This window comes from Nitratireductor sp. StC3, from assembly GCF_003015025.1.
In the GTDB taxonomy this organism is placed as follows: domain Bacteria; phylum Pseudomonadota; class Alphaproteobacteria; order Rhizobiales; family Rhizobiaceae; genus Mangrovimarina; species Mangrovimarina alexandrii.
Genome location: NZ_PYBP01000012.1, coordinates 97,204 through 109,922, shown reverse-complemented (window position 1 = coordinate 109,922; position 12,719 = coordinate 97,204). Strand labels below are relative to the sequence as shown.

The 12,719-nt window shown below is 65.6% G+C and carries 7 protein-coding genes; 4 read left to right on the top strand and 3 right to left on the bottom strand.

The window, feature by feature from the left end; genetic code table 11:
• Window position 1: 1 nt before the first annotated feature.
• The 3 genes from C7T96_RS20520 to C7T96_RS20510 form a co-directional block, all read right to left on the bottom strand.
• The gene (locus C7T96_RS20520; RefSeq protein ID WP_106573131.1) at window positions 2–4,054 is read right to left on the bottom strand and encodes an SDR family oxidoreductase; all 4,053 of its coding nucleotides are present in this window, start codon (window positions 4,052–4,054) and stop codon (window positions 2–4) included.
• A gap of 57 nt (window positions 4,055–4,111) precedes the next feature.
• Complete coding sequence (locus tag C7T96_RS20515) at window positions 4,112–6,196, bottom strand: polyketide synthase (protein ID WP_158264434.1); 2,085 nt, start codon at window positions 6,194–6,196, stop codon at window positions 4,112–4,114.
• A 230-nt stretch (window positions 6,197–6,426) separates the two neighbouring features.
• On the bottom strand, window positions 6,427–6,726 hold the full coding sequence (locus C7T96_RS20510; protein WP_106573166.1) for a metalloregulator ArsR/SmtB family transcription factor: 300 nt from the start codon (window positions 6,724–6,726) through the stop codon (window positions 6,427–6,429).
• A 193-nt stretch (window positions 6,727–6,919) separates the two neighbouring features.
• On the opposite strand from C7T96_RS20510, the gene C7T96_RS20505 reads away from it, so the two are divergent.
• The 4 genes from C7T96_RS20505 to C7T96_RS20490 are packed head-to-tail and all read left to right on the top strand — an operon-like array spanning window position 6,920 to window position 12,717.
• Window positions 6,920–8,212: an FAD/NAD(P)-binding oxidoreductase gene (locus C7T96_RS20505; protein WP_106573129.1), complete on the top strand. Its 1,293-nt coding sequence runs from the start codon at window positions 6,920–6,922 to the stop codon at window positions 8,210–8,212.
• 29 nt (window positions 8,213–8,241) lie between these two features.
• Window positions 8,242–8,445, top strand: a complete 204-nt coding sequence (locus tag C7T96_RS20500; RefSeq protein WP_106573128.1) for a DUF2892 domain-containing protein — start codon at window positions 8,242–8,244, stop codon at window positions 8,443–8,445.
• A 10-nt stretch (window positions 8,446–8,455) separates the two neighbouring features.
• The gene (locus tag C7T96_RS20495; protein WP_106573127.1) at window positions 8,456–9,457 is read left to right on the top strand and encodes an efflux RND transporter periplasmic adaptor subunit; all 1,002 of its coding nucleotides are present in this window, start codon (window positions 8,456–8,458) and stop codon (window positions 9,455–9,457) included.
• Window positions 9,454–12,717: an efflux RND transporter permease subunit gene (locus C7T96_RS20490; RefSeq protein WP_106573126.1), complete on the top strand. Its 3,264-nt coding sequence runs from the start codon at window positions 9,454–9,456 to the stop codon at window positions 12,715–12,717. The genes C7T96_RS20495 and C7T96_RS20490 overlap by 4 nt, the downstream gene beginning before the upstream one ends.
• The last annotated feature ends 2 nt before the right edge of the window (window positions 12,718–12,719 follow it).

Here is a 12,719-nt window from a genome sequence, read left to right as displayed (position 1 = left end):
GTCAAGCGGTCAGTGCCCGCCGGTCCGCAGGCTCCGCCACCGGTCGGTTCTCTGTCGACCTGATATGTGCCGCAAGCTCGGCGACCGTCTGGTGCTTGAGCAGTTCCTTGGGCGACAACGATTTCGACAGACGCTGCTCGATGAGCATGATCAGCCGGACGGCCATGACGGAATCGAGCCCCACGGACGGCAGCGGCGTGCGCGGGTCAAGCTCGTCGAGCTTGAGAAGCTCGCGGACGATCGCAACCAGATCGCCTTCCAGTTCGTCGCCGCCCGAGGGGGCGTTGGCCGGTCGCAAATATGCCGCCAGCTCGGCGACCGTCTGGTGCTTGAGCAATTCCTTGGGCGACAGCGATTTCGACAGACGCTGCTCGATGAGCATGATCAGCCGGACGGCCATGACGGAATCGAGCCCCACGGACGGCAGCGGCGTGCGCGGGTCGAGCTCGTCGAGCTTGAGCAACTCCCGGACGATCGCGACGAGATCGCCTTCCAGGCCTTCATCTTGGCTTCGGCCAGGTGGCGTCGCAGGCTGACGATCCGGAGTTGCGGCAACCGCCTCGCCACCGGATCGGCTCGAAAGCAATCCGCTCACGAGATCGAGATGTTGCAAGATCCGGTTGCGGTCGCCGTGCATGGCCAGGATATCCGTGACGGGCTGGGCCATGACATTGCGCAAGGCGCGCACGCCGGTGTCCGCATCCATGAATTGGTAACCGAGCGACTGGAACCACGCGTCGACGGTTTCGGTGACGTATTTGTCCCATTTCCAGCGCGACCAGCTGACGGCGTAGCTGCGCCCGCGCCGGCGTCCGGCCGCGACCTCGCGATTGCGCCAGTTGGCGAAGGCATTCTGGAATGCGCATGCGTAGGCATAGTCCGCTCCCCCGGCAAAACCCAACGCGGCGAGCGAGGAGAAGGCGACGATAAAATCGAGGTCCAGTTCGGCGGTGGCCAGGTCCAGATTGACGCTGCCCACCACTTTGGACGCGATCACCGCGGAAAAATCCTCCCAGCGCTTGTTGTAGATGTAGGCGTCGTTGTGCGCGGTGACCAAATTGACGATGCCGTTCAAGCGTCCGTGGCGGCCGACGATGTCGGTTACCAACGCTTGCGTCTGCGCGAGGTCCGCTATGTCGCATGGGACATAGACCAGGCGGTCGGAGCGGCCTGCCTTGCGTGCCAGCGCGTCAACGCGATCCTTGACGACGCCGGCGAGCGGTGAACGGCCTGTGATGACGAAGGTCGCATCGACCTCGCGCAGCAGCCTCTCAACCAGCCGACAGCCCAGTTCGCCGGCACCGCCCGGGCAAAGATAGACGCCGTCGTCGCGGAACCACAGGCCGTCTTCCGGCCGTCGCTCGGGTACGGATGCGGGCTGAAGGCCGTAGACCTGGCGCACGCCGTCGAAGCGGACGGTCTGCGGCGACGCCGCAGGCACAGCAACGAGCTCGAGGGCGACGAGGCGCCGCCAGTCCTGTCCATTGAGATCGCCGAAATAGAGCGAATGGAGCTTCAGCCGTTCGTTTTCGAGGAAGGCGGACTTGGCGAGCGCGGGAAGAGCATCGTCCGCGGGATTGGCGCCGAAGTCGCGGCCGGCGACATGGAAGATGTCGATCTGTCGACCGAAGGAGCGTTCCATCAGCTCCTTCGTCAGTTCGAACAGGATATGAACCTCGTCGGCACGCGCTGCAACGTCCGCCGCTGCAGGCAGAAGCACGATCAGGTCCGGGGCGTTGTCCCCGGCGTTCCAGCTTTCGAGCGACGGTTGGGGCACGACCGCGCGCCCGTCGATCAGCGAGGTGATCAGTTTCGCCGTCGACGGAAGCACGCTGCGCAGAACCGGCGCGAACGTGGCGATCTGTTCGTTGTCGCGGCCGATCACCCAGATGGATTTTTCGTCGAGCCGCCGCGAAGGCCCCGCGGCCGCCTCGCGCCAGCCGGGCTGCAGGTAGATCATCCCGGCCGGTTCGTCGCTGTCGTCGTCGGCCGGCCGCGCTTCGAACCAACAGCTTCGCTCCGGCCATGGCGAAACCGGCAGCGGCAGCCGCCGCGCCTCGGGAATGTCCGGCCAGTCGGCGCTGCCGCCGTCCAGCCACTGCCCGACATGTGCCGGCCAGGTTCGGCATGCCGCCGAGCCCTTGATCGCGACGGTTGCGGGCAGCGGCTGGCCGGAGGCGATGGCCTCGAGCCCGCGCAGCAGTTCGGATCGTGACGACGCGCGCACGACGGCGCGGGCAGGGCGGGTTTCGTTTCTTTGCTGCAGGGTGAAGGCGACATCGCAGAGCTCGGCGTCCATGCCGCCCGCGTGCTCGGGCGCGCGAACGATCCGCGCCAATGCTGCGGCATAGGCCTTCAGGCGATCGGGGTCGGACGCCGCGACCGGAACGAAGACCTCTGCGGCAAGCTCCCGGTTTGGCGCGGGCGCGACATGCTGCTGCACGACGACGGAAGCATTCGCGCCGCCGAAGCCGAAGGAATTGACGATGGTGGCGCGGGCTCCGCCGGAGGCGTTTACGGGCCAGGGACCGGTTTCGGCCTGGAGAACGAAACCGTCGTCGAGCACGACGCGCGGATTGAGGCTGCGGAAGTTGGAAAGCCCGGGCAAAGCCCCGTGTTTCAGCGAAAGCAGCACGTTGATGACCCCGGCAATCCCCGCCGCTGGTTCCAGATGGCCGATATTCGTCTTCACCGAACCAACCGCGCAGGCAGACGGTTGCTGGTCGCGTTGTCTCCTCAAGCTGCGGAAAGCCTCCTTCACGCCCTCCATCTCGATCGGGTCGCCGAGTTCCGTGCCGGTTCCATGCATCTCGACATAGGATATGTCGTCCGGCGAGAGTTTTGCGTCGTTGAGTGCGCGCATGACGAGGTCGGCCTGCGCCGGACTGTTCGGAGCGGTGAGGGAAGCCGCCTTGCCGCCATGATTGACCGCCGTGCCTTTGACGACGCCGTAAATGTGGTCGCGGTCGCGCAACGCCGCCTCGAACGGCTTCAGCAGCACAACGCCGACGCCTTCCGCCCGCACGTAGCCATCCGCATCGGCATCGAAGGTGCGACATTGCCCGGTCGGAGACAACACGCCGAGCTGCCGGCCCATCACAAACAGATCCGGCGTCAGGAGGAGGTTGACGCCGCCGGCCAAGGCAAGGTCGCATTCGCCGTTGCGGATGGCCCGAACGGCATTGTGAAGCGCGACGAGGCTGCTCGAGCAGGCTGTATCGACCGCCTCGCTGGGACCATGCACGTCCAGGAGAAACGATACCCGGTTGGCAACCATTGCATGGGCGCTGCCGGTCAACACTTGTGCGCTCAAAATGCCCTTCTGGTCGAGAAGCTTCTGGTAGTCCTGGAACTGGACGCCGGCGAAAACGCCGACCGATCCGCCGGCCTGCCCATTCGGGTCGTAGCCCGCATCCCAGAGCGCCTCCCATGCCGTCTTCAGGAACAGGCGATGCTGCGGGTCCATGAGTTCGGCTTCATAGACCGAGATGCCAAAGAACTCGGGCGCGAAAAGGTCCTCGCCGTCGATGAAGCCGCCCCATCTGACGTCGGTGCGGCCGGGATCGCGCAGCGGATCGCCCGACAGGGCCCGCCAGTCCCAGCGCCGCTTCGGAACTTCGCGGATGCAATTCCTGGCGCCGAGCTGGTTGGCCCAGAACTCCTCCTTCGACGCCGCGCCCGGCAGCCGGCACGCCAGGCCGATAACGGCGATGTCGCGGCTGCGGTCGGTTTGCGGCGCGGCGGGCCCGGCGCTCGCTTGTACCGGCAATTCCAGGCTTTCCGAACGGGGCTCTTGTTCGGCGATATGCGCGCTCAGCGCCTGCAGCGTCGGGTGGGCAAAAAGCGACACGGCATCGATCCGCATGCCGAAGCGATCCGAAAGCCGCGCTGAAAACAGCTTGAGCGCGGCGGAATCGAAGCCGAGATTTCCGAGCGCCTCATCCGGGTCGAGATCGTCGGCCGATATGTCCAGTATCGCGGCCGCCACCGCTTTCACCGCTTCCAGATAGTCGCGACTTTCCCGGCCGGCGCCGTTTCCTTCCACTGCGTTCATTGCTTCGCCTCGTCATCGGTTTTCGAACCTATCGACCCCTGCCGCAGCCCTCGCCCGTCAAGCCACGGGCTGCAATCTCGAGCGGAACCAGATACGCGAGCGCGCGAAAGGATAGCCGGGTGCGGAGACACGCCGTCGCTGGCCGCGAGTGTAAAGGCTGGCGAAATCCACTTTTTCGCCATCCACCCACTGTTGAGCGAAGCGCACCGTCGATTCCGTGAGTTCGTCGCGCGGTGCGACGGCGGGCAGCGGAGCGCGCCCCTTGCGCAGGATGTCGGAATCCTCGTCGCCGGCCTCCAGCCGGGCGAGCAGGTCTTCAAGGCTTGGCCAGTCTTGCGCGACAAGCGCCAGCCGGACCGGGAACGGGGTGCGTCCGACTTGAAACGTGTAGACGAAATCGTCGAAGTGAGGCCTGCGGTCGCCTGTCTCGCCTCGGCTTTCGGCCAGCGATTTCACGAACCGGTGCAGCCTTTGCGCATAGCGGCGCAGGCCGGCCTCGTCCTTGGCCGACAGTGGCAGAACCGGGAGCGCGGACGAGACCTGATTGTCGGCGCCCGCGTTCGTTTGCCGGCGTTCCTCGAGCACCGCATGTCCCAGGGCTCCGCCGAAGCCAAAGGAATTGATTGCCGCGCGGCGGGGGACCGCGCTGCCGTCCGGGCCGCGCGGCGTCTGCCAGTCTTCGGTTTCGCGTACGAAGCGAAAGGGCGTGCCGTCGGTCTCGCACATCGGGTTGACGGTGGTCAGATGGGGATTGCCGGGGATCTTCCCGTGCTGCATCGCCAACAGCACCTTGATCACACCGGCCAGGCCGGAGGCCGTTTCCACGTGGCCGATATTGGCTTTGACCGAGCCGATACGGCAATGCGGCTGCCCGTCTTGCGCCTGGCCGGCGGTCAACGCGCCGTAAGCCTGGCTGATGGCATTGAACTCGATGGCATCGCCCAGGGGCGTGCCCGTGCCGTGCGCCTCGATGTAGCTCACCGAGCGCGGATCGACACCCGCGCGTCGCCAGGCCTTCACCATGAGCTGTTTTTGGGCGACTGCGTTCGGCGCCGTCAGCCAGTTGGCGCGGCCGCCATGGCTGATCGCAGAACCGATCAGCAGCCCGTAGATGTGGTCTCCGTCGGCTTCGGCGTCGTCGAGCCTTTTCAAAAGCAACGATGCCGCTCCCTCGCCGCGGGCATAGCCGTTGCCGGCCGCGTCGAAGCTTTTCGTGCGGCATTCGGGGCTCAGGGCGCCCTCTTCCTTGAGCGACAGCGACAGCGTGGAGTGAAGAATGAGATTCACCGCGCCGACGATCGCAGCCGTGCAATCGCCGTTGCGCAGCGCCTGCGCGGCCAGGTGCAGAGCCGCCAGCGACCCGGAACAGGCGGTGTCGACGGCGAGGCTGGGACCGGTCAGGCCGAGCGCGAAGGACACCCGGTTGGACACGATCGAGGTGGCGACGCCCGTCGCCAGTTTGGCGTGGGCGGCGGTTCCGTCACGGTAGAGAAGTTCCTCGTAGTCGGACTTGCCCGCCGCAAAGAACACGCCCGTTTCGTCGCGGCCCAGATCGGCCGCCCGGTAGCCGGCATCCTCGACGCAATGCCAGGCGGACTCCAGCGCCAGACGCTGGAGAGGGTCCATCAGCCTGGCTTCTTCCTCCTGGATGCCGAAAAATGCGGCGTCGAATGCATCGACGTCGCGGATGAAACCGCCTTCGCGAATGCCGGCCGCCTCCGCCTGCCCGGCCGCATTGGACGGCCAAAATCGGTCGTCGGGAGGCGGGCCGACGCAGTCGCGACAGTCGATCAGGTTTTGCCAGTATTCATCGAGCGTTTCGCAGGCGGATCCCGGAAAGCGTGCGTGGATGCCGACCACGGCGACCGGGTCGAGCCAATGCTGGTCCCTGTTCGGCGTCGGCACGCCATGATGCTGGCTGCCGGTTGCGAAGCCGCCGTCGGGTGCGGACCCCTTCACCCGTGCCGTCCCTTCGGACTTCCGCTCACCAGTGCCATGCGAAACACCTCGTCTCCAGATGGATGGGAACGCGCCAGCGGGCATGGCGCGATGCTGTACGTGCCGGTCGAGTGCCCCACGTCGGTCGGACCGGAAGGGGTCGGGCTCCGCGAGCGGCGACGCGTTGCGGAAACCCGGCGTCACGCGGGACATTTACCTGAATTACACTAATATAACAGGAGTGGTGATGTAAACCCGCCAATCGTCCACCGAGCGCTGGGTTGCGGCATCGTGGCGGGGAGGCGCCGGACGCGTCATCCGGGTCGGACAGCTCTCCACGGCGCCGCGGCGGGCTGAATTGGTTATGGCGAAGCGCTCCAGCAGAGCCTCGCGGTCCGCCGACGCGCGCGACGCCGTTTTCCGGCCGAAGGGCCCTATCGCGGCCCGCAAAACGCCGTGTGCAGCGCTTCCACGATCGCCAGCACCTCGGGGCGCGTGATGCGATAATGGACGGTCGTGCCGTCGCGCCTGGCCTCGACCAGCCCGGCCCCTCTCAGCCGCATCAGCTGTTGCGACATCGGCACCTGGGCGATGTCCAGTTCGGCGCGCAGTTGGGCGACGGATTTCTCCTCTGCGCCCAATGCGCAAAGCACCAGGAGCCGCTGAGGATGCGACAGGCTGCGCATGAGCTCTGCGGCGTCATGCGAGGCGGGGATCATTTCTTTTACATTCATAATCTTGAATTTATAATGTTTGAATGTTATATGCAAGCATGACGACGTCGTTCGTTCGGAGCGTTTGCCTCCGCGGACATGCCGGAGCCCCGGATGCTCGCGCAATGCGAGATTTGAGCCGGATCAAAGCACCGCCGTGTCACGGGTGGCAGACATAGCAAAATTTCGGCGCTTTCGCCTGGAGGAAGAGCTCATGTCGCATATCGTCATTCTCGGTGCCGGCCTGGGCGGCGTCATCATGGCCTATGAGATGAGGGAGAAGTTGGGGCCGTCGGACGAACTGACGGTTGTCAATCTCGGCGCTACCTATTCCTTCGTGCCTTCCAATCCCTGGGTGGCGGTCGGTTGGCGCAAGCCGGAAGAGATAACCGTCGCGTTGGAACCGATCTTCAAGCAGAAGGGGATCGTGCTCAAACCGCAGGGCGCCCGGCGCGTGCTTGCGCCCGAAAACCGGGTCGAGCTCAATGACGGCACTGTCGTCGACTACGACTATCTGATCATTGCCACCGGCCCCGATCTCGCCTTCGACGAGGTGCCGGGGCTGGGTCCCGACCACCATACCCAGTCCGTCTGCCAGACCGATCACGCGGTGGAGGCCAAGAAGGCCTTCGATGCGCTCGTGGCGCGGCCGGGGCCGATCGTGGTCGGCGCCGTGCAGGGCGCCTCCTGCTTCGGCCCGGCATACGAATTCGCGTTCATCCTGGACACCGCGCTTCGCCGGGCCAAAAAACGTGACCAGGTGCCGATCACCTTCGTCACGCCCGAGCCCTATATCGGCCATCTCGGGCTCGACGGGGTGGGCGATACGAAGGGCTTGCTCGAAAGCGCCATGCGCGAGCGCCACATCAAATGGATTACAAACGCCAAGGTGACCAGGGTTGAGTCGGATCGGATGTATGTCGAGGAGGTCGACGAGGCCGGCGCGACGCGGACGAAACACGAACTTCCCTTCGCCTTTTCGATGATGCTTCCCGCGTTTCGCGGCGTGCCCGCCGTTTACGGCATCGAAGGGCTCGTCAATGCGCGCGGCTTCGTCACCGTCGACAAATATCAGCGCAACGAGGCCTATCCCAACGTCTTTGCCATCGGCGTGGGCGTGGCGATCCCGCCGGTCGGCAAGACGCCGCTTCCCGTCGGCGTGCCCAAGACCGGCTTCATGATCGAATCCATGGTCACGGCGACGGCGGAAAACATCGCCGCGCTTGTCAGGGGAGAAAAGCCGAGTGCGGTCGCCTCCTGGAACGCGGTGTGTCTGGCTGATTTCGGCGACGAGGGCATTGCCTTCGTGGCGCAGCCGCAGCTTCCGCCGCGCAACGTCAACTGGTCCTCGCAGGACCGGTGGGTGCATGCGGCCAAGATCGGCTTCGAGAAATACTTCCTGCACAAGGTCCGGCAAGGCAAGGCGGAAACCCTTTACGAGAACCTTGCTCTGCACATGCTGGGCATCGACAAGCTCAAGGAAATCGAACTCGAGCCGGGCGAATGAACGCGCGGCCCAATCCAAGGAGAATGACTATGACCCTCGATCGTATCGTCATGATGTTTGCCGGCTTCATGGTGCTCGCCTCCCTGGCGCTCGGCTTTTATGTCTCGCCCTACTGGTATCTGCTGACCGCCTTCGTCGGCCTCAACCTGATGCAGGCGTCGCTCACTGGTTTCTGTCCGGCCGCCATGGTCTTCAAGAAACTCGGCGTGAAGCCGGGCGTGTCGTTCAAATAGGGCGGCATCCATGTCGCGATCCCGCCCTCCTGTCCTCGCCGTTTTGATGCTTTTCGTCGGCGCCACGACCGCTGCCGCCGACGAGTTCTCGGTCGAGACCCTGTCGATCCCGGAAATGAAGGCCGTGTTCGGCCAGGTAAAGAGCCGCACCGTGGTGCCGGCGCGGTCGCGGACCGGCGGCACGATCCGCGCGATCCATGTCACCGAGGGCAGCGAAGTCGAAGAGGGGCAGGTCGTCGCCATCGTCGTCGACGAAAAGATCACGCTCGAGCTCGACGCCGCCCAGGCAAGGATCAAGGAGGTCGCCTCGCAACTCGACAACGCCAGGACGGAGCTGGAGCGGGCCGAACAGCTCTTCGCCCGCGGCGTCGTCTCCCAGGGGCGTGTCGATTCGGCCAGGACGCAGTTCGACGTGGCGACCAATCAGTTGACGGCCGCCGAGGCGGCGCGGGCGGTCATCGAACAGCAGGCCCGCGAGGGAGAGGTGCTTGCGCCGGCAACCGGCCGCGTGCTCACCGTTCCGGTGACGTCGGGCTCGGTCGTGCTTCCGGGCGAGGCGGTCGCGCGCGTCGCCACCGGCCGCTACTACCTCCGGCTCTCCCTGCCGGAACGGCATGCCGCCACCATCGCGCAGGGCAGCACCGTCCTGCTCGGCCGGCGCGGCTTCGGCGATGCGTCCGAGGCGGAGGCGGAGAGGCAAGGCCGCATTGCCAAGGTCTATCCGGAAATATCGGAAGGCCGTGTCATCGCCGATGTCGAGGTCGAAGGCCTCGGCGACTATTTCGTCAACGAGCGCACGCTGGTGCGTATCCCGGTCGGCCGCCGCAGCGCCGTCGCCGTACCGCCGGCGGCGGTCACCACCCGCCACGGCATCGACTATGTCGCGCTTTCGACCGCCGACGGCGTCGTCGAGGTCGCCGTCATCCTCGGCGAGACCTTTTTGGGCGATGATGGACCGCGCGTGGAAATTCTCACAGGCCTGCGCGACGGCGACAAGGTGCTCCTCCCATGAAGCTCGGTATCGCCGGCTTGCTGACGCGGGCGTTCATCGCCTCGCCGCTCACGCCGCTCTTCCTCATCACCGCGTTTGCGCTCGGCCTCGTCGCCCTCTTCACGCTGCCGCGCGAGGAGGAGCCGCAAATCTCCGTGCCCATGGTCGACATCCATGTGGAAGCCAACGGGCTCAAGGCGGAAGATGCCGTCAAACTTGTCACCGAACCGCTGGAATCGATCGTCAAGAGCATCGACGGCGTCGAGCACGTCTACTCGCAGACCAGGGACGACGGTGCGGTCGTCACCGCCCGCTTTCTGGTCGGCACCAGCGCCGACGCGGCCATCCTGCGCGTTCACGACAGGGTGCGGGCAAACATAGACCGTATTCCCTACGGCATCCCCGAACCGCTGATCGTCGGCCGCGGCATCGATGATGTCGCGATCGTCGTCGTCACGCTGACGCCGACGCCCGAGGCTGCCGAACGCTGGACGACCAATGGGTTGTCGCGCCTTGCACGCGAACTCCAGGTGGAGGTCGCCAAGCTCCCGGACATCGGCCTCACCTATATTGTCGGTGAGCAGCCGGAGGAGGTCCGCGTCGAGGCGGACCCGGAAAAGCTCTCGCTCTACGGCGTCACGCTGCAACAGCTTGCGGGCAAGGTGGAGGGCGCCAACCGCTCGTTCCAGGCCGCCCTCGTGCGCGAGGATGGAAAGCAGCGCACGCTGCTCGCCGGCCAGACACTGCAGACACAAAGCGAAATCGGCAACCTGCTTCTCACCGCCCGCGATGGCCGGCCGGTCTATGTGCGCGACGTGGCCGACATCGTGCTCGCCACGGAGCCGAACGAAACCCGCGTGAGCGAGCTGCGTAAGACGGGAGAGGGGCTTCAGCGCCTGCCTGCCGTCTCGCTCGCCATCGCCAAAAGGCCGGGCACCAACGCGGTGACCATCGCCGAGAGCATCATCCATCGGCTGGAGCAGGTGCGCGGTCAGATCTTCCCCGACGACGTGGATATGACGATCACGCGCGACTATGGTGAGACGGCCAACGAGAAGGCCAACGAGCTTCTTTTCCACCTCGGGCTCGCCACGGTTTCCATCGTGCTCCTCGTCGCCTTCGCGATCGGCTGGCGCGAGGCGCTGGTGGTGGCGGTGGTAATCCCCACGACCATCCTGCTCACCCTCTTTGCCTCCAACGTCATGGGCTACACGCTCAACCGCGTGAGCCTGTTCGCGCTCATCTTTTCCATCGGCATCCTGGTGGACGACGCCATCGTGGTGATCGAGAACATCGCCCGCCACTGGGGCATGAACACCGGTCGCTCGCGCGCGCTCGATGCCATCCTCGCCGTGGCCGAGGTCGGCAACCCGACCATCGTCGCCACGCTTACGGTGGTGGCGGCGCTGTTGCCGATGCTGTTCGTTTCCGGCCTGATGGGCCCCTATATGAGCCCGATCCCGGCCAACGCCTCGGCCGCGATGGTCTTTTCCTTCTTCGTCGCCGTCATGCTGACGCCCTGGCTGATGCTGAAATTCGTGGGTCGGGCCGAAATCTCGGAACATGACGGCCAGGGCGGACGTCTGGGCCGGGCCTATGTCGCGGTGGCCCGGCCCATCCTGAAATCGCGCTTCCGAGCCTGGACCTTCATCATCATCGTGGGCATCGCCACGCTCGCCTCGCTCGGGCTCTTCTACACCAAGGACGTGACGGTGAAGCTGCTGCCCTTCGACAACAAGGCGGAGCTTCAGGTGGTCGTCGACCTGCCGGAGGGCGCCTCGGTGGAGGATACGGACCGCGTGCTCCAGCAGGTGGCGGTGAGGCTGGCCTCCATTCCGGAGGCCGTCTCGTTCCAGACCTATGCCGGTACCGCCGCTCCGTTCAACTTCAACGGGCTGGTGCGCCACTATTATCTGCGCGCCTCGCCGGAACTGGGCGACGTCCAGGTCAATCTGCTGCCCAAGGACAAGCGCGAACGGGAGAGCCACGCCATCGCGCTCGACATGCGCGCGCGTCTGGCGGGGCTCGACATGCCGCAGGGGACGGCGCTGAAGGTGGTCGAGCCGCCGCCCGGACCACCGGTGCTGGGCACGTTGCTGGCCGAGGTCTATGGCCCCGATCCCGAGGTGCGGCGGGCGGTCGCGGCCAAAGTGCGCGAGGCTTTCGAGAGCGTGCCCTTTATCGTCGATGTGGACGATTCCTATGGCGTTCGCCAGGAGCGCGTGCGGATATCGATCGACCAGGACAATCTCGAATATCACCGCGTCGAGCAGGCGGATGTCTATGACACGATCCGCTCGCTTTATGCGGGCTCGACCGTCGGCTATTCGCATCGCGGCGGCGGGCGGTCGCCGATCCCCATCAAGGTGGCGCTCGCCAAGGGCGACAGGATCGTGAACGAGCGGGCGCTCGCCACGCCGGTGCCCGCCAATGCCCTGCCTGGCGAGCGCGGCGTCATCGAGCTCGGCGACGTGGTGACGGTGACACGCGAGCCCGCCTCCTATCCCATCTTCCGCCACAACGGGCGGGCGGCCGAAATGGTGACGGCGGAACTGGCCGGTGCCTTCGAGGCGCCGGTCTATGGCATGATGGCCGTCGGCGAGGCGATCGAACAGGCCGATTGGGGCGACGTGCCGAAGCCGGTGATCGCTCTCAACGGCCAGCCCGACGACGAGGCGCATCCCACACTGTTGTGGGACGGCGAGTGGGAAGTCACCTGGGTCACCTTCCGCGACATGGGCGCGGCCTTCATGGTGGCGATCCTCGGCATCTATATTCTCGTGGTCGCCCAGTTCGGCTCCTTCAAGTTGCCGCTGGTCATCCTGACGCCGATCCCGCTCACCTTTATCGGCATTATGGTGGGGCACTGGCTGTTCGGCGCGCCGTTCTCGGCCACCTCGATGATCGGCTTCATCGCCCTCGCCGGCATCATCGTGCGCAACTCCATCCTGCTGGTCGATTTCATCCGCCATGCCCGCGCGCCCGAGCGGCCCCTGCTCGACGTGCTTCTGGAAGCCGGCGCCATCCGCTTCAAGCCGATCCTGCTGACCGCCATCGCCGCGATGATCGGCGCGGCGGTCATCCTCGCCGATCCGATCTTCCAGGGGCTCGCCATTTCCCTGCTTTTCGGGCTTGCCTCCTCGACCGCGCTCACCCTGCTCGTCATCCCGGCGATCTATGTGGCGCTCAGGGGCGGGCAGAAAGGCGAGTCCGCACGGCAAGACGCAAGCTCAGCCGGAGATCTTCCGCCCACCGGCCAAGAGGCCTCCGAGCCGGCCTGAAA